The organism is Xanthomonas sp. F14, from assembly GCF_014199865.1.
This window is the reverse complement of sequence record NZ_JACHOM010000001.1, coordinates 1,674,219-1,696,284: the sequence shown is the minus strand read 5'-3', so window position 1 is coordinate 1,696,284 and position 22,066 is coordinate 1,674,219. Positions and strand designations below refer to the sequence as shown.

At 67.9% G+C, this 22,066-nt stretch carries 15 protein-coding genes; 14 read left to right on the top strand and 1 reads right to left on the bottom strand.

Features of this window, described 5'->3' with window-relative positions; all coding sequences use genetic code 11:
- Nucleotides 1–49: 49 nt before the first annotated feature.
- The 13 genes from GGR73_RS07255 to GGR73_RS07195 all read left to right on the top strand — a co-directional run bounded on the left by GGR73_RS07255 (nt 50) and on the right by GGR73_RS07195 (nt 17,585).
- Nucleotides 50–988, top strand: a complete 939-nt coding sequence (locus GGR73_RS07255) for a proline racemase family protein (protein WP_024937897.1) — start codon at nt 50–52, stop codon at nt 986–988.
- Entirely contained in the window at nt 988–2,178 is a 1,191-nt protein-coding gene (locus GGR73_RS07250) for an NAD(P)/FAD-dependent oxidoreductase (RefSeq protein WP_260301107.1), read from the top strand. The genes GGR73_RS07255 and GGR73_RS07250 overlap by 1 nt, the downstream gene beginning before the upstream one ends.
- Nucleotides 2,175–2,420: a 2Fe-2S iron-sulfur cluster-binding protein gene (locus GGR73_RS07245; RefSeq protein WP_016902001.1), complete on the top strand. Its 246-nt coding sequence runs from the start codon at nt 2,175–2,177 to the stop codon at nt 2,418–2,420. Before GGR73_RS07250 ends, GGR73_RS07245 begins: the two co-directional genes overlap by 4 nt.
- Nucleotides 2,413–3,726 (top strand): NAD(P)/FAD-dependent oxidoreductase, encoded by a 1,314-nt coding sequence (locus tag GGR73_RS07240; RefSeq protein WP_046343194.1) that lies wholly within the window; start codon nt 2,413–2,415, stop codon nt 3,724–3,726. The genes GGR73_RS07245 and GGR73_RS07240 overlap by 8 nt, the downstream gene beginning before the upstream one ends.
- Entirely contained in the window at nt 3,723–4,631 is a 909-nt protein-coding gene (locus GGR73_RS07235) for a dihydrodipicolinate synthase family protein (protein ID WP_054592585.1), read from the top strand. Before GGR73_RS07240 ends, GGR73_RS07235 begins: the two co-directional genes overlap by 4 nt.
- Nucleotides 4,632–4,817: 186 nt before the next feature.
- Nucleotides 4,818–6,434 (top strand): aldehyde dehydrogenase family protein, encoded by a 1,617-nt coding sequence (locus GGR73_RS07230; RefSeq protein ID WP_184456235.1) that lies wholly within the window; start codon nt 4,818–4,820, stop codon nt 6,432–6,434.
- Nucleotides 6,431–7,630: a M24 family metallopeptidase gene (locus tag GGR73_RS07225; protein ID WP_065031657.1), complete on the top strand. Its 1,200-nt coding sequence runs from the start codon at nt 6,431–6,433 to the stop codon at nt 7,628–7,630. Before GGR73_RS07230 ends, GGR73_RS07225 begins: the two co-directional genes overlap by 4 nt.
- Before the next feature lie 115 nt (nt 7,631–7,745).
- Nucleotides 7,746–9,563 carry a DUF885 domain-containing protein gene (locus tag GGR73_RS07220; RefSeq protein ID WP_184456233.1) on the top strand — a complete coding sequence of 606 codons (1,818 nt, stop codon included), beginning with the start codon at nt 7,746–7,748 and terminating at the stop codon, nt 9,561–9,563.
- Complete coding sequence (locus GGR73_RS07215; RefSeq protein WP_184456231.1) at nt 9,560–11,431, top strand: DUF885 family protein; 1,872 nt, start codon at nt 9,560–9,562, stop codon at nt 11,429–11,431. The genes GGR73_RS07220 and GGR73_RS07215 overlap by 4 nt, the downstream gene beginning before the upstream one ends.
- A 65-nt stretch (nt 11,432–11,496) precedes the next feature.
- Complete coding sequence (locus tag GGR73_RS07210) at nt 11,497–13,083, top strand: APC family permease (protein WP_104554145.1); 1,587 nt, start codon at nt 11,497–11,499, stop codon at nt 13,081–13,083.
- Nucleotides 13,073–15,421 carry a S9 family peptidase gene (locus GGR73_RS07205; protein ID WP_104554146.1) on the top strand — a complete coding sequence of 783 codons (2,349 nt, stop codon included), beginning with the start codon at nt 13,073–13,075 and terminating at the stop codon, nt 15,419–15,421. The genes GGR73_RS07210 and GGR73_RS07205 overlap by 11 nt, the downstream gene beginning before the upstream one ends.
- Nucleotides 15,418–17,058, top strand: a complete 1,641-nt coding sequence (locus tag GGR73_RS07200) for a DUF5597 domain-containing protein (protein ID WP_184456229.1) — start codon at nt 15,418–15,420, stop codon at nt 17,056–17,058. Before GGR73_RS07205 ends, GGR73_RS07200 begins: the two co-directional genes overlap by 4 nt.
- A gap of 230 nt (nt 17,059–17,288) precedes the next feature.
- Entirely contained in the window at nt 17,289–17,585 is a 297-nt protein-coding gene (locus GGR73_RS07195; RefSeq protein WP_184456227.1) for a flagellar basal body rod protein FlgC, read from the top strand.
- Between the two features lie 621 nt (nt 17,586–18,206).
- Here the strand turns inward: GGR73_RS07195 and GGR73_RS07190 are convergent.
- Entirely contained in the window at nt 18,207–19,373 is a 1,167-nt protein-coding gene (locus tag GGR73_RS07190) for a DUF5694 domain-containing protein (RefSeq protein ID WP_435012167.1), read from the bottom strand.
- A gap of 279 nt (nt 19,374–19,652) precedes the next feature.
- Here GGR73_RS07190 and GGR73_RS07185 point away from each other — a divergent pair, with 279 nt between their 5' ends.
- A complete protein-coding gene (locus tag GGR73_RS07185; RefSeq protein WP_184456225.1) occupies nt 19,653–22,010 on the top strand; it encodes a glucosidase family protein in 2,358 nt (785 codons plus the stop codon).
- Nucleotides 22,011–22,066: the final 56 nt, after the last annotated feature.

Here is a 22,066-nt window from a genome sequence, read left to right as displayed (position 1 = left end):
CTCGCATTGGACGCTAGTCGTCCGCCAGCCGGCAGTGGGAGCATGAGCCATGCACACCATCGACGTCATCGACTCCCATACGGCCGGCGAACCTACCCGCGTGGTCCTCTCCGGCTTCCCCGATCTGGGCGATGGCGATCTGGCGCAATGCCGCGAGCGGTTTGGCCGCGATTTCGACCAGTGGCGCAGCGCGATCGCCTGCGAACCGCGCGGCTCGGACACCATGGTCGGCGCCTTGCTGCTGCCGGCCCGCGACCCCAGCGCCTGCACCGGGGTGATCTTCTTCAACAACGTGGGCTACCTGGGCATGTGCGGGCACGGCACCATCGGCGTGGTGCGCACGCTGGCCGAGCTGGGGCGCATCGCACCGGGCCAGCACCGCATCGAGACGCCGGTCGGCACGGTCGGCGTGGAACTGGCCGAAGACGGCACGGTGTCGGTCGACAATGTCGACAGCTATCGCGTCGCGACCGAGGTGGACGTGGACGTGCCCGGTTACGGGCCGGTGCGTGGCGATGTGGCCTGGGGCGGCAACTGGTTCTTCATCACCGGGCAGGCGCCGTGTGCGCTGGACCTGGCGCATCAGCGCGAGCTGACCGCCTATACCGAAGCGATCCGGCTGGCGCTGGAAGCGGCCGGCATCACCGGCGAGGCCGGTGGCGAGATCGACCATATCGAAATCAACGGCAGCGCACCGGACGGCAGTGGCGTGGCGCGCAACTTCGTGCTGTGCCCGGGGCTGGCCTACGACCGTTCGCCGTGCGGCACCGGCACCAGCGCCAAGCTGGCCTGCCTGGCCGCCGACGGCAAGCTGGCCGAAGGCGAGCGCTGGGTACAGCAGGGCATTCTGGGCAGCGCCTTCGAAGGGAGCTATCGCCTGAGCGGGCGCGGCATTGCGCCACGCATCAGCGGGCACGCCTACATCACCGCGCGCGCGCAGCTGCTGATCGACCCGGCCGACCCGTTCGCCTGGGGCATCGTGGCCTGATGGACGACGTGCGGCCCGCATCGGAGGGAGTTGGCAGCGCGCCGGCCGCCGATGCGGCGCCGTCGGCAGCGTCCACGCGACGCAGCTACGACCTGATCGTGGTGGGCGCGGGCATCGTCGGCGCGGCCTGCGCCGAGGCGGCCGCGTGCGAAGGGCTGCGCGTGGCGATCGTCGAGCCGGGGCCGATCGGCGGCGGTTCCACCGCGGCGGCGATGGGGCACCTGGTGGCGATGGACGACGACCCGGCCGAGCTGGCGTTGTCGGCGTATTCGCTGCGGCTGTGGGAGCGCTTCGCACAACTGAGCGAGGCCGAATTCAGCCGCTGCGGCACGCTGTGGGTGGCCCGTGATGCGCGCGAACTGGCGGCGGTGCCGGCCAAGATCGCGCGGCTGGCGGCGGCCGGCCTGCATGCCGACGCCATCGATGCCAGCCAGTTGTATGCACTGGAGCCGCAACTGGTGGCGGGCCTGGCCGGCGGCATGCTGGTGCCGGGTGAGGCCGTGGTGTATCCGCCGCGGGTGGCGCGGCATCTGGTGAGCCTGGCCTGCAAGGCGGGCGCGCAGCTGTTTGCCGGCCGCAAGGTGGAGCAGTTGCAGGCGCATGGGGTGCGTCTGGACGATGGCCAGCTGTTGGCCGGCCCGGTGCTGGTGGCCAGCGGGGTGGCCTTGCCGCAGTTGTTGCCTGAGCTGGCGCTACGCCCGCGCAAGGGCCATCTGGTCATCACCGACCGCCATCCTGGTTTGATCCGGCATCAGCTACTGGAACTGGGCTATGCCGATTCGGCGCATGGCGCCGACGCCACCAGCGTGGCCTTCAATGTGCAGCCGCGGCCGACCGGGCAGATCCTGATCGGCTCCTCGCGCCAGTTCGGCGAGCACGACCGCGCGCTGTCGCTGCCGGTGTTGCAGCAGATGCTGCAGCGCGCATTCGCCTATCTGCCGGTGCTGCGCGAGTTGCAGGCGATCCGGGTGTGGACCGGGCTGCGCCCGGCCACGCCGGACGGGCGCCCGTATCTCGGGGTGGTGCCCGGCCGGCGCGATGTGTGGGTGGCCGCCGGTCACGAGGGGCTGGGCGTCACCACGGCGCTGGGGAGCGCCCGGGTGATCGTGGACAGCCTGCTCGGGCGCACCCCGGCCATCGACCCCAGCCCATACGCTCCGGCGCGCGCCGTGCATGGTGCAGCCGCATGAGCGCGACGGTGCGCCTGCACGTGGATGCGCAAGCGGTCGAGGTGCCGGCCGGCGCCAGCGTGGCCGCTGCGGTGGCGCAGGCGACGCTGCAGTTCCGGCAGTCGTGCAGCGGCCAGCCGCGCGCGCCGTTGTGCGGCATGGGCGTGTGTTTCGAATGCCGGGTGCGCATCGATGGCGTCGGCCAGCAACGCGCCTGCCTGGTGGATGCGCGCGACGGCATGCAGGTACGCACCGATGGCTGAGCGCGTGCAGCATTTCGATGTGCTGGTGATCGGCGCCGGCCCGGCCGGCCTGGCGGCAGCGCAGGCAGCGGCCAGTCATGGCGTGCGGGTGGGCGTGGTCGACCTGCAGCCGCGTGCCGGCGGGCAGGTGTGGCGCAACGATGTGCGGCACGGCGCGCCGGCCGATGCGCGCGCGCTGTTGCGACAGGTGCAGGGCGCGGCGTCGATCACGCTGCTGACGCAAACGCAGATCCTGCTGGCGCAGCCGGGCTGGCTGCTGGCCGATGGCCCGCACGGTTCCCTGCAACTGCATTACGCCGCCCTGGTGCTGGCCACCGGCGCGCGCGAATTGCTGCTGCCGTTTCCGGGCTGGACCTTGCCCGGCGTCACCGGCGCCGGCGCGGCGCAGGCGCTGGCCAAACAGGGCTGGCCGCTGGCCGGCAAGCGTGTGGTGGTCGCCGGCAGCGGCCCGCTGCTGCTGGCCAGTGCGGCGACCTTGCAACGGCATGGCGCGCAGGTGCTTGGCATCCACGAACAGACCTCTGCAGCTGCGTTGCGGCAGTTCGCATTGCAGCTGTGGCGTTGGCCGGGCAAGGCGGCGCAGGCGGTGGCGCTGCGTCTGCAATTGCGCGCGGTGGCGTATCGCGCCGGAAGCTTTGTCGTTGCCGCACACGGCGACACGCAACTGCGCGAAATCGAGATCGAAGGGCCCACCGGTCGCACCCGTGTTGCCTGCGACCAGTTGGCGGTTGGCTATGGCCTGGTGCCGAACACCGAGCTCGCACAGCTGCTCGGTTGCCGGCTGGACGCGTACGGCGCGCATCAACAGCTGCATGTGGACGCACTGCTGCGCACCAGCGTGCGGCAGGTCTTTGCTGCGGGCGAGGCCTGCGGCATCGGCGGGCGCGACTGCGCGCTGATCGAAGGCGCGATGGCCGGGCATATGGCTGCCGACGCGCCGGACGCGGCGCTGCGCCTGCAGCCGCGGCGGCGTGCCGCGCGTGCGTTCGCCGGGGTGCTGCAACAGCAGTTCGCGCTTGATCCACGCATCCGCGCGCTGGCGCAGCCCGACACGCTGGTGTGCCGCTGCGAAGACGTGCCGCTGGGCGCGCTGGACAACTTCAACGATGCACGCGATGCCAAGCTCGCTTCGCGCTGCGGCATGGGCGCCTGCCAGGGCCGCATCTGCGGCACCGCGCTCGCCGAACTGGGGCGTTGCCCGCCCGCGCTTTCCACCGACGCCGGCCGCCGGCCGCCGTTGTTCCCGGTCCGCCTCGCGGCGCTGGCCGACCCGTTCACTTCCGACTCGCAAGGGAATCATCCATGAGTATTGCTGCGTTCTGGCACGGCGTGCTGCCGGCCATCACCACCCCGTTCACCGCCTCCGGCGAGATCGATCACGACTTCCTCGCCAAGCACGCCAATCAACTGGTGGATGCCGGCTGCACCGCGATCGTGCCGCTGGGCTCGCTGGGCGAAGCGGCCACCTTGAGCGTGGACGACAAGATCGCCGTGCTCAAGACGCTGGTCGGCGCATTGAACGGCCGCGTGCCGGTGGTGCCGGGCATCGCCAGCCTGGCGACCGGTGAGGCGGTGGCGCTGGCCAAGGCGGCCAAGGACCTCGGTTGCGGCGGGCTGATGGTGTTGCCGCCCTACGTCTACTCCACCGACTGGCGCGAGATGGGCGCGCATGTGCGTGCGGTGATCGCCGCCACCGACCTGCCGGTGATCCTGTACAACAACCCGGTGGCCTACAAGACCGATTTCGGCCCCGCGCAGATCGCCGAGCTGGCCGCCGAATTCCCCAACCTGCAGGCAGTGAAGGAGTCCTCGGGCGACGTGCGCCGCTTCGCCGCGCTGCAGGAGCTGCTGGGCGATCGTCTGGCGCTGCTGGTGGGCATGGACGATGCCATCGTCGAAGGCCTGAGCATGGGCGCCAAGGGCTGGATCGCCGGCCTGGTCAACGCCTACCCGAAGGAATCGGTGCGCCTGTTCGAACTCGCGCGCGACGGTGGATACCCTGCGGCCAAGGAACTCTACGACTGGTTCCTGCCGCTGCTGCGCCTGGATACCGTGCCCAAGTTCGTGCAGTTGATCAAACTGGTGCAGGAAAAGGTCGGCCTGGGCAGCGAGCGCGTACGCGCGCCGCGCCTGGTGGTCGACGGTGCCGAGCGCGAGGCCGCGCTCAAGGTCATCGACCACGCCATCGCCACTGCGCCCACACTGTCCTGACGATGAGCTCGCGCTGCACGCCACCGGATGAGCGCCGCGCACGGATGCACGCGCGGACGCGGTGGCCGGCGTAGCGCGAGGTGGGTCGATGAGGATGTCGCATCAGCGCGGCATCCTCGTCGTTTTTTGGTCGGCCGCTGCCGCACAGTGCGCAGGGTCTGTCCTCATGCAACCGAAGGTGCCGCAATGAACGAGACGCTCCAATCCCCTCCCGCACAGCAGGCCGAGGTATTGCTGGCCGGCCGGTGGCAACCCAGCCGCGCGGCGAGCGCCAGCTTCCGTGCCGCCGACCCAAGCACGGGCGAGGCGATCGGGCCGCAGTTTCCGGTCAGCGGTGCGGAGGATGTCGAAACCGCGGTTGCGGCAGCGCAAGCGGTTGCAGCGGAACTTGCAGCGGCACCGGTCGAACGGATCGCCGCATTCCTGGACGCCTACGCCGACGCGCTGGATGCCGATGCCGACACCCTGGTGACGCTTGCCCACGCAGAGACCGCATTGCCGGCACCCACACGCTTGCGCGGCAACGAGCTGCCGCGCACCAGCGGGCAGTTGCGTCAGGCCGCCCAGGCGGTGCGCAGCTATAGCTGGACCCAACCCATCATCGATACCGCTGCCGATCTGCGTTCGCATCTGGCGCCACTCGGCAAGCCGGTGGTGGTGTTTGGCCCGAACAATTTCCCGTTCGCCTTCAATGCGATTGCCGGCAGCGATTTCGCCTCGGCCATTGCCGCGCGCAACCCGGTGATCGCCAAGGCGCATCCGCTGCATCCGGCCACCAGCCAGCGCATGGCGCAGCTTGCGCACACAGCCTTGCTTGCGGCGAGCCTGCCGGCTGCGGCGGTGCAGTTGCTGTATCACTTCGACAACGCCACCGGCCTGCGGCTGGCCGGCGATGCGCGGCTGGGGGCGATCGGCTTCACCGGCAGCCGTGCGGGCGGGCTGGCGCTGAAGGCCGCAGCCGATGCGGCCGGCGTGCCGTTCTATGCCGAGCTGTCCAGCGTCAACCCGGTGTTCCTGCTGCCGGGCGCACTGGCCGAACGCGGCGCCGCGCTGGCGCAGGAATTCTTCTCCTCGTGCACGCTGGGCAGCGGCCAGTTCTGCACCAATCCCGGGGTGGTGGTGGTGCCGCAGGGCGAGGCCGGCGATGCATTCGTGGCCGCGACCACGGCTCACTTCGAAGCCGCCATGCCGATGGTGCTGTTTTCCAGCACAGGCGTGGAAGGCGTGCAACACGGTGTGGCAGCGCTGCGCGCTGCCGGCGCCGCGCTGCTTGCCGGCGGGCATACCGGCGAAGACGGCTATCGCCATGCGCCGACCTTGTTGAGCGTGGATGGGCAGGCGTTCCTCACCAGCCCGCATGCGTTGCAGACCGAGGCCTTCGGCCCGGTGAGCCTGCTGGTGCGTGCACGCGACGTGGCGCAGATGACGCAAATCGCCGCTGCATTCGAAGGCAACCTCACCGGCACCTTGTACCGCGCAACCGATGGCAGCGACGATGCGGCCTGGCAGGCCATCGCCCCGGTGCTGCGGGCGCGGGTGGGGCGGTTGATCAACAGCAAGATGCCGACCGGCGTGGCGGTGAGCGCGGCGCAGAACCATGGCGGGCCGTTTCCCAGCACCGGGCACCCGGGCTTCACCGCGGTGGGCATGCCCGGTTCGATCCGCCGCTTCGCCGCCCTGCACAGCTACGACGCGGTGCCGGACGCCCTGCTGCCGGCCGACTTGCGCCAGCGCAATCCGGGTGGCGTGGCGCGCCTGGTCGATGGGCAATGGAGCACCGCCGACCTCGGAGCCGGCGCATGAGCAGCCAGATCGGCGGGCTGTCGCTGGAACAGGCGCGCGCGCAATTGACGCCGTGGACGCAGCGCGCCGCGCCGATCGCCACGCAGGAATACGCACAGCGCATCGAACGCGCACGCCGCCTGATGCGCGCGCACGGCGTGGATGCGCTGTTGATCGGCGCCGGCACGTCGCTGCGTTATTTCACCGGCGTGCCCTGGGGCGCGAGCGAGCGCCTGGTCGCGCTGCTGCTCACGCTGGACGGCGACCCGGTGCTGATCTGCCCCGCCTTCGAAGAAGGCTCGCTGGATGCGGTGCTGAAGATCGCGGTCGCCAAACATCTGTGGGAAGAACACGAGGACCCGTACGCACTGGTGGTGCAGGTGATGGACGACCGCCACGCGCATGCACTGGCGCTGGATCCGGGCATCGCCTTTGCCGTGCACACCGGCCTGCGCGCGCACCTGGGCACGGCGATCCGCGATGCCGCGGCCATCATCGACGGCTGCCGCATGTGCAAGTCGCCGGCCGAACTGGCGCTGATGCAGCAGGCCTGCGACATGACCTTGCTGGTGCAGCGGCTGGCCGCCGGCATCGCGCAGGAGGGCATCGGCACCGACCAGCTGGTGCGCTTCATCGACGAGGCGCATCGCGCGCTGGGTGCGGACAACGGCTCGACCTTCTGCATCGTGCAGTTCGGCCATGCCACCGCATTCCCGCACGGCATTCCCGGCGTGCAGCACCTGCGCGCAGGCGAGCTGGTGCTGATCGACACCGGCTGCACCGTGCAGGGCTACCACTCCGATATCACCCGCACCTGGATCTACGGCGCGCCCGACGACGCGCAACGGCGTATCTGGGATCTGGAACAGGCGGCGCAGGCAGCGGCGTTTGCGGCGATCCGCCCCGGGCTCGCCTGCGAAGCGGTGGACCAGGCCGCGCGCAGCGTGCTGGAGGCGGCAGGGCTGGGGCCGGACTACCGCTTGCCGGGATTGCCGCACCGCACCGGCCATGGCTGCGGCCTGGCGATCCACGAAGCGCCGTATCTGGTGCGCGGCAATGCGCAGCCGCTGCAGCCGGGCATGTGCGCCAGCAACGAGCCGATGATCGTGGTGCCCGGTGCGTTCGGGGTGCGCCTGGAAGACCACTTTTACGTCACCGATACCGACGCGCAGTGGTTTACGCCGCCGTCGCCGGCGATCGACCAACCGTTCGCATGAGCCGTTACAGGCTCACGCACGCGTAGGAGCGCGCCCGGGCGCGACGGGCAGTCCCGTTAAAGCCGTCGCGCTCAGGCGCGCTCCTACAGCCGCCATTGCATCTTGGAGTAACTGCATGAACCACCTGCGTCCCGTCGCCATCGGCCTGCTGGCCGCCGCCTTGTTCACAGCCTGCAAGCCGGCGCCGCCGGCAGCGGAAACGGCGGCTGCAGCCACCGCTGCGCCAACCGGCGAGCAAGCCGCCAAGGCCTTCGATGCGCTGCTGGACAAGCAATGGCAGTACCAGTTGCAGCACAACCCGGAGTTCGCCAGCATCATCGGCGACAAGCGGTACAACGATCGTTGGAGCGACTATTCGCTTCAGGCCGTGCAGGCCGAGCGCACGGCCACCGCCGAGCTGCTCACGCAATTCGAAGCGATCGACAGCAAGACGCTGGACGAGCAGCGCCAGCTCAGCCTGCAGATGATGCTCGGCCAGTTGCGCGACAAGCTGGAAGGCATCGACCTGAAAACCTATGCGATGCCGCTGGAGCCGATCGGCGGCATCCAGCTGGGGCTGGCCGGTTACGGCGATGCGTTTCCGTTCGAGAACGCCAAGGATTATCAGGATTACATCAAGCGCCTGCAGACGATTCCGACGGTGATCGACCAGGTGATCGCGGTGTCGCGGCAGGGCGCCAAGGAGGGGCTGGTGCAGCCGCGTTATCTGCTGGAGCGCCTGCCCGAGCAGATCGACAAGATCGCCGCGCTGACCGGCGAGCAGAGCCCGTTCGCCTCGCCGCTGAAAAAACTCGACGCCGCGGTGCCGTCCGAGCAGCGCGCTGCGCTGCGCACGCAGTTGCTTGCGGCGATCGAGCAGCAGGTGCGCCCGGCCTACACCAAGCTGGCCGCGTTCGTGCGCGACGAGTACGCCGCGCAAGGGCGTGCGCAGGAAGGGGTATGGTCGCTGCCCGATGGCGAACGCCGCTATCGCTACGCCATCCATACCCAGACCACCACCGACATGGCGCCGGAGGAGATCCATCAGATCGGCCTGAAGGAAGTGGCGCGCATCGAAGGCGAGATGACGGTGATCGCCAAGGCGCAGGGCTTTGCCGACCTGGCCAGCTTCCGCAAGGCGGTGGACACCGACAAGCGCCACTTCGCCAGCTCCGGCGAGCAGATCCTGCAGCAGTACCGCGATTACATCGCCGCGATGGAACCCGAGTTGCCCAAGCTGTTCGGTCACCTGCCGAAAACGCCGCTGGAAGTGCAGGCGATGCCCGCATTCCGACGCAGCGCGCCCGGCGCCGAGTACTGGCAGAGCAATCCGGAAGGCACCAAGCCGGCCATCGTCAAGGTCAACACCAGCGACTTCGCCAGCCGCACGCTGGTCAATATCGAAACCACCGCCTATCACGAGGGCGTGCCGGGCCATCACCTGCAGATCTCGCTTGCGCAGACGTTGCCATTGCCGCCGTTCCGCCAGCAGGCCGGCTACAACGCCTATATCGAAGGCTGGGCGCTGTACGCCGAGCGCCTGGGCAAGGAGATCGGTTTCTTCAAGGACCCGTACAACGACTACGGCCGGCTGTCCGGCGAGCTGTTGCGCGCCAATCGCCTGGTGCTCGACACCGGCGTGCATTACAAGCGCTGGAACCGCCAGCAGATGGTGGATTTCTTCCACGCGCATCCGTCCGATGACGAGCCCAGCATCCAGTCCGAAACCGATCGCTACATCGTCTGGCCGGGCCAGGCCTTGGGCTACAAGTTGGGGCAGCTGCAGATTCTTGCGCTGCGTGCGGAGGCGGAAAAAGAGCTCGGCGATCGCTTCGATGTGCGCGCCTTCCACGATGCGGTGCTCGGCGGCGGCGCAATGCCGCTGGCGATGCTGCAGCAGCGCGTGCGCCAGTGGATTGCACAGGCCAAGGCGGCGCCGGAGGCACGCGGATGAAGACCAGCAGTGTCTGGCGCGCGAGCGCATTGAGCGTGCTGATTGTTGCCAGCCTGGGCGGCACGGTGTCGCAAGCACAGGCCGCAGCACCTGCACCCGCAGCAAGCACGCAAGACAGTGCGGCGGAACGCTTCAAGGCGCTGTACACGCGCGAATGGCGCTGGCGGCAGGCGCAGCTGTCTGGCGCGGTGGATGAAGACAACCAGGCCACGCAGGACAGGCAGTCCGACCATCTGCCCAAGGTCGATGTGGCCACGCAAAACCTGCGCACCGCGTACTGGCAACAGACGTTGAAGGAGCTGGATGCGATTCCGGCAGCGCAGTTGCCGGCCGAAGATCAGGTGAGCTACCAGGTGTACCGGCAGCAGCTGCTGGTGCTGCTGGATCAGCAGCATTTTCGCGCCTGGGAAATGCCGTTCAACAGCGACTCGGCGTTCTGGAGCGACCTGGGCTTCAGTGCCGAAGCCAAGCTGCGCACGCGCGAGGACTACCAGCGCTATCTGAAGATGCTGGCCGATATCCCGCGCTATTTCGCCGAGCACACCGACAATATGCGTGCGGGCCTGGCGCGCGGTTTCAGCCAGCCCCGGGTGACCCTGACCGGGCGCGACCAGTCCATCGCCGACGTGGTGCAGGCCAAGGGCGAGGCCAATCCGTTCTACGCACCGTTCAAGCAGATGCCGGCCACGCTGCCTGCCGATGTGCAGGCGCAATTGCGCCAGCAGGCAGTGCAGACCATCGATACGCAGGTGCTGCCGGCCTACGCGAAGCTGCTGGGCTTCATCCGCAACGAGTACCAACCGCGCGCGCGCACCACGCTGGCCGGCGAAGCCTTGCCGGACGGGCAGGCGTATTACCGCGCGCAGATCCGCGAATTCACCACGCTGGAGTTGAGCCCGGAGCAGATCCACCAGATCGGTCTGCAGGAAGTGGCCAAGCTGCGCACGCAGATGGATCAGACCATCGCCGCCAGCGGCTTCAAGGCACCGGCCGGGCAGGCAGTGTTTCCGGCCTTCCTGCAGTTCCTGCGCAGCGACCCGCAGTTCTATGCCAAGACGCCGGAACAGTTGCTCAAGCAGGCCGCCTGGATCGCCAAGCGCGTGGACGCCAAGGTGGGCGATTACATCGGCCGGCTGCCGCGCCGACGCTTCGCGATCGAGCCGGTACCGCCGGAGCTGGCGCCGTTCTACACCGGCGGGCGCGGTGGGCCCGGCATCTATCTGGTCAACACCTACAACCTGCCGTCGCGGCCGCTGTACAACCTGACCGCACTGACGCTGCACGAGTCCTCGCCCGGCCACGCGCTGCAGATGCCGCTGGCGGCAGAGGCACAGGGGCTGCCGGAGTTTCGCCGCTACGCCTACATCTCTGCCTATGGCGAAGGCTGGGCCCTGTATTCGGAGTACCTGGGCCAGGAAATGGGCATGTACGACACGCCCTATGACCGCTTCGGCTATCTCACCTACCAGATGTGGCGCGCCTGCCGCCTGGTGATCGATACCGGCATCCACCACAAGGGCTGGACGCGCGCGCAGGCGCAGGCCTACCTGCGCGACAACACCGCCTTGAGCGAGCACGAAGTCACCACCGAGGTGGACCGCTACATCGCCTGGCCGGGGCAGGCGTTGTCGTATTACCTGGGCGAGCTGAAGATCCTGGAGCTGCGGCGCAAGACCGAAGCCGCCCTGGGCGAAAAATTCGACCTGCGCCATTTCCACGATGCGGTGCTGCAGACCGGCTCGGTGCCATTGCCGGTGCTGGAGGCGCGCATCGACCGCTTCATCGCCGACGGTGGTGTCTCGCCGTATGCCGCCGAAGATGCTGCCGGGCCGGCGGCAGCAGCGGCCAAGGCCTCTGCCAGCGACTGATCCGGGACATCACCAGCCGACGTTCTTCGCTACACCAACCGCGTATCCACGCTTCGGGGCGACCAATGACCACACACGGTGCGACCACGCAGGGCAAGTTCCACAAGCGACTCAGCCTGACCGACCTGACCTTTATCGGGCTGGGTTCGATCTTCGGCTCGGGCTGGTTGTTCTCGGCCAGCCATGTCTCTTCCATTGCCGGGCCGGCCGGCATCCTGTCGTGGATCCTTGGCGGCATCGCGGTGTTGCTGCTCGGCCTGGTGTATTGCGAACTCGGTGCCGCGCTGCCGCGCGCCGGTGGCGTGGTGCGCTACCCGGAGTATTCGCATGGCGCCTTGCTCGGCTCGTTGACCGGCTTCATCACCCTGATCGCGTTTTCCAGCCTGATCGCGATCGAGGTGGAAGCGGCGCGCCAGTACGCGGCGGCGTGGTTTCCGCTGCTCAACCAACCCGGCGGCAGCCATCCCAGCGTGTGGGGCTGGCTGGTGCAACTGGCCTTGCTGGTGCTGTTCTTCCTGCTCAACTATTTCAGCGTCAAGACCTTTGCGTTGGCCAACAACATCGTCAGCATTTTCAAGTTCCTGGTGCCGATCCTGGTGATCGTGCTGCTGATGAAGCACTTCAACCCGGGCAACCTGAGCGTGCACGGGTTTGCGCCCTCGGGCATGGCCGGGGTGGAAGCGGCGATCTCTGCCGGCGGCATCATCTTTGCCTACCTGGGCCTGACCCCGATCGTGTCGGTGGCCAGCGAGGTGCGCGACCCGCAGCGCAATATCCCGATCGCCCTGATCCTGTCGGTGGCCTTGTCCACGGTGATCTACGTGCTGCTGCAGCTGGCATTCCTTGGCAGCATTCCCGCCGCGCAACTGGCACCAGGCTGGAGCGGTATCGACAAGGTGTTTGCGCTGCCGTATCACGACATCGCGCTGGCGTTGGGGATGGCGTGGCTGGCTGCGCTGGTGATCTGCGATGCAATGGTCTCGCCCAGCGGTACCGGCAACATCTACATGAATGCCACCCCGCGCGTGGTGTACGGCTGGGCGCGTAGCGGCGGGTTCTTGCCGGTGCTGACGCGGGTGGATCCGCAATCGGGCATCCCGCGTCCGGCATTGTGGTTGAGCCTGGGCTTGTCGATCTTCTGGACGCTGCCGTTCCCCTCGTGGGAGACCCTGATCGGCGTGGTGTCGGCCGCCTTGGTGCTGAGCTACGCGGTGGCGCCGGTGACGGTGGCGGCGTTGCGCCGCAGTGCGCCGGACTTGCCGCGGCCGTTCCGCGTCCGTGGCCTTGCCGTGCTGGGGCCGCTGTCGTTCATCGTTGCCGCCTTGATCGTCTACTGGTCGACCTGGCCCACCTTGTCGTGGTTGCTTGGCCTGCAGGTGGTCGCGTTCGTGCTGTATGTGCTGTATCGCCTGCCATCGCGCCAGGGCAGGGCACGCCTGCTGCGCCAGGTGCGCGCATCGCTGTGGTTGATCGTGTTCTTCGTGCTGGTGATGGCGGTGTCCTGGGCCGGGACGTTCGGCGGTCACGGCTGGATCGCGCATCCGTTCGACACCTTGAGCGTGGCGGTGATTGCATTCTTCATCTATCACTGGGGCGCGCGCAGCGGCTTGCGCGGCGATGAGCTGGCACTGGAGGAGGACGATGGCGAGTGAGCTGCGCCACGGCGCGGGTGCCTCGCGCTGGTTGCGTGGCTGCTTGAACGGGGTGGCTGCGTGCATCGTGTTCCTATCGACGGCGGCACAGGCCGCGCCCAGCGTGGCCGACTACCAACGCGCGCTGGGCTTGCGCGCGCACTGGAGCACGCTGACCGAGAACGTGGCCTGGCCGGCGCAATGGCAGGACAACGGCACGTTCTATTACCGCAAGACGGTGCCGGGCGGATTCGCCTTCGTCCGTATGGATGTCGCCACGCTGCAGAAAACGCCGGCGTTCGACCAGCTGCGCGTGGCGCAGGCATTGAGTGCAGCGACCGGCACACCCTACACCGCGTTGCAGTTGCCGTTCGAGCGCTTTGCCTATGCGCCGGACGGCGAGCGCAGCGACGGGGCGATTCGCTTCGCGCTTGGCGAAGCGCCCTGGCGTTGCAGCCTGACGGACGACCGCTGCGCCCGCGATGACGCCGCCACGCAGCAGCGTCCACGCGGCTTCGGTGTGGTGCGCGACCCTGCGGTGCCAGCCGACACCACGCCGCGCCGTTCGCCCGATGGCCGTTGGGAAGCGCTCGCCGATGGCTGGAACCTGCTGCTGCGTCGTGTTGCCGATGGCCAGCTGACCCGGCTCAGCGACGATGGCCGCGCAGACGATTATTTCGACCCGGAAAGCATCGCCTGGTCGCCGGACTCGCAGAGGCTGGCGGTGTATCGCGTGCGTCCCGGGTTGGCCCGCCGCGTCACCCGCGTGGAAGCGGCGCCTGCAGGCGGCGGCCAGCCGCGCGTGCGCACCCAGCTATATCCCAAGCCTGGCGATGCGGTGGATGTGGAGCGGCCGGTGCTGTTTGCCGTGGACGGCACACGCCGCGAGGTGGACACCGCCTTGTTCGCCAATCCGTATGCGCTGTCGCCGCTGCAGTGGCGCAGCGATGGCCGCAGCGTGAGCTTCGACTACGTGCAGCGCGGCTTTCAGCGCATGCGGGTGATCGCGGTGGATGCGCAGAGCGGTCGCGCGCACGTGGCGGTCGGCGAAGATGCGCGCACCTTCGTCTACGCCGACCGCAGTTTCCGCCATGACGTGGATGGGCGCGGCGATGATTTGCTGTGGATCTCCGAACGCGACGGCTGGCGGCACCTGTACCTGGTCGATGGCCGCAGCGGCAGGTTCAAGCGGCAGCTCACGCGCGGGCCGTGGATCGTGCGCGATGTGCTGCGCGTGGACGACGCGCAGCGGCGCATCTGGTTCACCGCCAGCGGCATGGATGCGGGCAAGGACCCGTACTACCGGCAGCTGTACAGCGTGGATTTCGACGGCCGCCGGTTGACCCGGCTGACCCACAGCGATGCCGATCATGACGTGGCGATCGCAGACGACGGCCGGCATTACGTCGATGTCTACTCGCGCCCGGATCTGCCGCCGGTGATGGAGCTGCACGCAATCGATGGCCGGCTGCTGCAGCAGGTGGAGCAGGGCAAGATCGACAGGTTGCTGGCCGCCGGCTGGCGCGCGCCGGAGACCTTTGTGGCCAAGGGCCGCGATGGCCGCACCGACATCTGGGGCATGGTGGTGCGCCCACGCGATTACGACCCGCACAAGAAGTATCCGGTGATCGAGAACATCTACGCCGGCCCGCACGACTCCTTCGTGCCGAAGACGTTCTGGCCGTTTGGCTATCACTCCGGTGGCGACAAGCAGATCGGCATGCAGGCGCAGGCGGATCTGGGCTTTATCGTGGTGATGATCGACGGCATGGGCACCGCCAACCGCTCCAAGGCCTTTCATGATGTGGCGTGGAAGAACCTGGGCGATTCCGGCTTTGCCGATCGCATTGCCTGGCACCGTGCGTTGGCGGCCAGGGACCCTTCCTACGACATCGGCCGGGTCGGCATCTATGGCGCCTCGGCCGGTGGGCAGAGCACGCTGGGCGCGCTCGAACGCCATCCGGACTTCTACAAGGTGGGCGTGGCGTTCGCCGGGTGCTACGACAACCGCATGGACAAGATCAGCTGGAACGAGCAGTGGATGGGCTGGCCGGTGGATGCCGGTTATGCGCAGGCCTCGGGCGTGGTCAATGCGGCCAAGTTGCAGGGCGACCTGCTGCTGATCGTCGGCGAGCAGGACAGCAATGTGGACCCGGCCTCCACCGCGCAGGTGGTCGATGCGCTGATCAAGGCCGGCAAGGACTTCGAGCTGCTCAACGTGCCTGGTGGCGAGCATTCGGTAGGCCGTTCCAGTGGGCCGATCGATTATGTGCAGCGTCGCCAGTACGACTTCTTCGTACGCCATCTGCGCGACGAACCCACGCCGCATTGGAATTCACTACCGTCGGAGGCGCGATGATGCGTTTGCTTGCCCTGAAGATGCCGCGGCCGCGCGGTCGCATCGCAGTCCTGCTGTGGTCGCTGGCGATGTTGGCCGGTTGCGTGCCATCGCTGGCCAGCGCGGAAGAACTGCCGCGCTTCATTACCCAGAACGGCCGCCATGCGCTGTTCGTCGATGGCGCGCCATACACCGTGCTGGCCGCGCAGTTGCACAATTCCAGCGCCTGGCCGGCGGTGCTGCCCAAGGCGCTGGACGAGGTGGTCGCGCTGCACGCCAACACGGTGGAAGCGCCGGTGTACTGGGAGCAGTTCGAGCCGGCGCCCGGGCGCTTCGATACCACCAACGTGGATGCCTTGATTGCCGGCGCGCGCAAGCGCGGCCTGCGCGTGGCCCTGCTGTGGTTCGGCAGCTGGAAGAACGGCCAGATGCATTACGTGCCGGAGTGGATCAAGCGCGACGACGCCACTTACCCACGCATGCGTGATGCCAATGGCGAACCGGTGGATGTGCTGTCGCCGCATGTGGCCACCAACGTGCAGGCCGATGTGCGTGCGTTCACCGCATTGATGCAGCACCTGCGCAAGGTCGATGGCGACCGCCACACGGTGATCCTGGTACAGGTGGAAAACGAGCCCGGCGCGATCGGCACGGTGCGCGACCATGGCCCGGCCGGCGAGGCGGCGTTCGCGCAACCGGTGCCCGCTGCGATCGCGCAAAAACTGGGCAAGCCGCAAGGCAGCTGGCAGCAGCTATTCGGTGCCGAAGCCGCCGAAGCCTTCAATGCGCATGCGACGGCGGCGTATATCGAACAGGTGGCCGCAGCCGGCAAGCACGCTTATCCGCTGCCGCTCTACGTCAACACCTGGCTGCGCTACAAGGGCAAGCGTTACCCGGGCATGGATTATCCGTCCGGCGGTGCGACGGTGAATGTGTTCGCGCTGTGGCGCGCGGCCACGCCGTCGGTCGACTTCATCGGCACCGATATCTACACCAGCGACTACAACGAGTACACCAAGGTCATCGGCCAGTACGCGCGGCCGGACAACCCGGCCTGGGTCTCGGAGACCGGCTTCGAGGCGGCCACCGCGCCGTATCTGTTCCATGTGCTGGGGCAGGGCGGGATCGGCTTTTCGGTGTTCGGCATGGATGGCAACCAGGACAGCCAGGCCAACCGTGACGCGATCGCTGCACACGCCGCCAACTTCAAGCTGCTGGCCCCGCTGCAGCGCGTGATCGCCCAGGCCGCCTTCGACGGCCGGCTGCAGGCGGTGGCCGAACAGCCCGGCGCGCCGCAACGCACGCTGCGCTTCGGCGACTGGCAGGCCAAGGTGTCGTTCGGTGCGCCGATGTGGGGCGATGCGCCGGCAATCCTGCCCGGCAACGACGACCACGCCGGCCGGCTGCTGGTGGCGCAGCTGGGGCCGGAGGAGTTCCTGGTCACCGGCATGGCCGCGCGGATTGAATTTTTCCGCGAGGCGGCCGATACCCGTCATGGACAACTGTTGCGGGTGGAGCAGGGGCGGTACGTGGACGGGCGCTGGCAGGTCGAAAGACAGCTCAACGGCGACCAGACCGACTACGGGCTCAACGTCGGTCGTGTGGATGCGGCGGGAGAGGTGCCTGTGGTGTTGCGTGTGCGGGTAGGCACCTATTGAGCCTGCGTGAGGCGGCTGGGCAGCCGTGAGGTGGGCGTGATCGGAATTGATGGGTGGGACACGTCATTGCGGCTTCTGTCAGCTGATTCCACCTCGTGAGACACGCTCGCCACGCGCCTCGGTGGGCGTAAGAAGGACAGCAGCGCGGCGCGACTGCCGGCAACGATTGTGTTGATTGGTTGGTAAACAAACGTCATTGATTATTTCTCAGTTTCTGCACCGGAGCCATCATGAGCATCAGCAGTATCGCCAGTTCCGGAATGCAGGTCGCCGCACTGCGCCAGCAGGTGGCCGCCAGCAATGTGGCGCGTCAGCCGGTGGACGGCAGTCCACGTCAGGCCGTTGCAGCCAGCACGCAGCTCAATGGTGGAGTGGCAGCCAGCGTGGTCGACGCCAACGCCGATCCATCGGCACCGGCCACCGATCTGGTCGAAGGCCTCTCGGCACGCAACGACTTCCAGGCCAACGCCACTGCGCTGCGGCGCTCCGACGAAATGCTGGGTAGCTTGCTGGATGTGCTGACCTGAGAGCCTGGATTGGACGGAGGCCGGTTGTCGATCTGGTGCTTGGGGTACATGGCCGGCGCGCTAGTCCCACCTGGTGACACGACGGGCAGGTGCACGTTCTGCGTGTCTGAGTCGGGGATTGATGGCTGCTGCTTATGTTGGTATCGATAACTATGGTTGTCTTTTCTGCGGGTGCGGGCAGCCCGCAGCGTAGAGCGGCTGATCTGTTACCTGGCTGCCGGGTCCTTGCCCGCCCACCGTCGCGGGACACGCCGCAAGTACGTCCGTGTAGGCTCTTACGCGGCATCCATGCCGCGTAAGGTCCCGCGACGGTAGGCGGGCAAGGACCAGTCGAGATGGTCGGTTTGCAAGGTCGCGAGCAAACCATGACGTGTGTTGCTTGGATAGCGTCGCCTCCGATCAGCCTTCCAATGCAGCCCGAGCAACAAGCAGATTTTTTGCCGAATCACCGACTAACTCTCTGATGCGGTGTTCTCGCCGATTGCGGGACCGTGCGGCGGCATCAATGCCGCCACCGAGCCCCCACGGGCGGGTTCACGGGCGTGTCCGGCGAGCGGCGAGGGCACCGCGCCTTCGACTGACTCGCGTTTGGCCTGGAGCGTCATGCTGACGGCGTTGTACTCACGGCCCGTCACTGCCCAGCACCTGCGCCGCATCCACGATATCCACGCCCTGCAGCTGTCCCAACCAGTTGTCGAACCAGGGCTTGTGCATGGCACCGACCACTGCCAGAACCTTCGCACCGGGTTGGTCGGCAAAGCTGGCGCGTACATTGGACACCATGCGCAGGTTGCGGATCTCCCAGCCGGATACATAGCGATAGCCGTAGCGCTGCGGCGAGCCCTCGCTCAGTGCGGCGCGAAAATCCACCGCGATGGCCAGCTGCTGGCTGGCCGGCAGGTTGATCGCGCGATAGAGCTCCAGCAACTTGCCTTGACTTGCCAGCTGGTCCTCGCGCTCACGCATGGCGCGCGCCCGCGGCGCGGCCTTGTCCCAGGCGGCCTGGATCGCCTTGCCGTACGCCGCCGGGTCGGCCACGTCCACGTTGTCGCCGGTGTGATCGTCGGCCGGATGGACGCGCTGCAGGCCAAGGCGTGCCGCCAACCGTGCGGCGATCTGGTAACTCTCGTTGGGGCGCTGTTCCATGCTGCGCAGTCGCGCCACCAGCGCCGCATCCAAGCCATCGCCGCTGCGCTGTTCGGCTGGCGCAAGCTGCAGCCATTGCACCAGCGCAGATGGTGGCTCGCCCGAGGCCAGAAACAGCGCAGCCAGGTGCCGACGCTGTGCCGGTGTGGGCGCACTGGGCAAGCTGCGGAGCGCTGCACGGACCTGGCCGAGAGCGGTGGGAACGTCCAGCCCGGTGGCACGCGCCGCCTCGCTGGTGTCGGGGCAATAGGTCGTGGTGTCCTCGGGCAGATAGACGGCAGGATGGCGCCGCATCAGGTCGCAGGTTTCGCCCGACAGGTCCTCTGTGGTGATGATGGTCGGCGCGTACGCGGCCAGCCGGTCCATCAACGGTTGCAGCTGTGCTGCACCGATATCGCTGCCCTTGGGCAACTGCGACAGATGCACGCTGCCGAGCACCAGCACCTGGGTGCGTGGCGCGGCCATCTCGGCATCCAGCTGCGACAGGTCCACCTGCGCCTGCGCGATGCAGGGCGCGATCAAGGCCAGCCACAGCCAGCAATGCGCCGGACGTTGCAACCGCCTGGCAGACGCGCTGCCGGCATCGAAAAACCGCGCTGCGGCGCGGGCACTGTGCGCGATGCGCGGTAGGGATGGCTGCATGGCGGTCCTTGTGGGTGGGCTTGGGTTGCGTGGCGCTCTGGCGACGATGTCGCCTGCGTCTGTGCAGCCAGTGTGGCTGCCACCGCAGGTACCGGCGTGGCCAGAAAGTCACGTGGCTAAATGGCAGGGGGCGGCAACTGGGCGCTGCGCCGTTGCTGCGATGGCAGCGCAGCAACAGCTGCTTGTGTGCGGATTTCCGCATACGTGCCAGACAGCTGCCACAAGACGCAAGCCGCGCTGTCGCGCAGGATGTGGATGAGATCAACTGAGGGCGCGACGATGGACCGCAGAAGCTTTTTGCGTCAGGGCATGGCGGCAACCGCGGCGGTGGGCGCGGGTGCCGCGCTCGCGCTGCCGGGCACGTCGCACACCCCGGCGACGTTGCCGCCACCGGCGCTGCCGCGTCTTGAGGCGCTGCCATCGGCCGCGCATGTGGGCAGCAAGCTGTGCAGTTTTGAACACCTGCAGCAGCAGTGGACCGTCTACGAACATCTCGACAACCCGCAGGGCCAGCTGACGCTGTGGACCGACAGCGGCATGCTGCGCCTGGACAAACGCACCGAGCCGGCCTACCCGGCCGAGGGCAAGCCGTACTTCGGGATGTCGCTGGCCGAGGTGGCGATGGCCGAGGCGGATATGCTCGCCGACCGCCTGCTGCGCGATGGCGACCCGGACGAGGCGCAGGTGCGCGATGTCGCGCCGCCGCCGGCCTCGCTGCTCGACCCCAAGGACAATGGCGGGCGCTGGCCGTGGACCACCTTCGTCGGCACGCGCGAAGGCCTGGACACCATGCCGATCCTGCCCAACGGCCGCAGCCGCACCTCGCGGCCGGAACACGCCTTCGCCGAGCTGGGCGAAGAGGCGTTGATCAAACGGCGCGAGGAAGGCCTGCTGGGTGGCTGGATGCCGGCGGTGCGCAAGGTGATGCGGCGCGAAGGCGAGGTCGATAGTTGGTACGACGTGCTGGTGTTCGCCGATGTGCGTGCCAGCGATCGCTTCGTGGTGCAGACCTGGCATCGCACGATGCAGGTGCGCGGCGGCGAGATCGTCGGCGTGCATTACACCCACAGCTATCCCGCGTTTGCACCGTCGCGCAAGCCGGCCACGGCTGAGCAGTTCTACGCGGCGTTGATCGACTTCGCCGCGTATTGGCAGCAGGCCCTGGACGGCACGGTGCAGGCGCAGCTGCCCGATGCCAGCTGGAACGACATGGCGCAGTTCGCGTTCGCGCGCGAGCTGGTGGTGCGGCCCGGTGGCGATTATCCGAAGTACGGTGCGGTGGAGCGCGACTACTACGGCAACGAGTACGACGGCTTCCAGGACACTTTCACCAGCTCGTTCTACGCCAACCTGGAATGGGGCCGCTTCGCGCAGGCCGCTGCGGTACTGGACAACTACTTCGACGACTTCGTGCAGGACGATGGCCTGCCGAACATGCGCGGGCCGGAAGTCGCGCAGTTCGGGCTGACCCTGTCGCTGCTGGCGCGCTATCTGCGCTACACCGGCGATGCGGCCCGGCTGCGCCGCCTGCTGCCCAAGATCGCCGCCACCGCGCAGCTGCTGTGCGAGCTGCACGACCAGGCGCTGGCATTACCGCGCAACGCGCATGGCCATGGCCTGCTGCACGGCTGGAACGAATCCGATGCCTGCCTGTTCCCCGACCCGTCGCTGTGGTGGAAACCGTATTACGCCAACAGCGCGCTGACGATACGCGGCTGGGAAGACATCGCCCAGGTCTGGAGCACGCTCGGTGGCGATGCCGGTCTGGCCACGCAATGGCAGCGTCGCGCCAGGCAGTTGCGCACACGGCTGGAAGCCAGTCTGCGTGCCAACGTGCGCCGCGAGCTGTCGCCGCCGTATATCGGCCCGTTGCCGGGCACCAAACTCACGTTTCGCCAATCGCTGCTGCAGGAAAAGCCCAGCGAGCAGCAATGGCCGCACCGCGCGTATGCGGAATTGCTGCAGGCCGATGTGCTGCCCGACGACCTGGCCAACCTGGTGATCGATTGCCTGCGCGGCCATGGCGGCACCAGCATCGGCGTGGTGGCCAACATCGCGCCGCCGGAGCCGGGCAGCCGCGATCTGCTCGGCTTCATTTCCTACGGCTATGCGCAACAGCTGCTGCGGCTGGACCGCATCGAAGAGTATCTGTTGTTCGTCTATGCGCACCGCTACCAGGTGCATACCCGCGGCAGCTGGACCGCCGGCGAGGTCAGCGGCATCACCGGTGGCATGCCGCTGTTCTGCATCCCCGCGCAGATGACCATCCCGTTGCTGCTGCGCTGGATGCTGGTCAGCGACGACAGCGCAGGCGAGCAGTTGTTCCTTGCGCGTGCGCTGCCGCGCGCATGGCTGGGCAGTGGCGCCGCGATCGGCATCACCGCAGCGCCCACACGCTGGGGCAAGCTCACGCTGACCTTGCGCGCCGACGTGGCGGCACGCCGCATCGATGCCGAGGTGCAACTGCCGGAACGGTCACCCAGGCACACCTGGCTGAGCTTGCGGGTGCCCAAGGGCACAACGCTCATCCGCGTGCTCGTCGACGGCAAACCGGCACGTGCGCAGGGCCCGCATGCCGATCGTGTGGCATTGCCCGGCAGCACAGCGGCGGTGAAGGTGCAGGCCTGGTACGGGTGATGGCCCATTGGCGCGATGACCGTGCCAGCCATGACCACACCATCTCCGCGGATAAA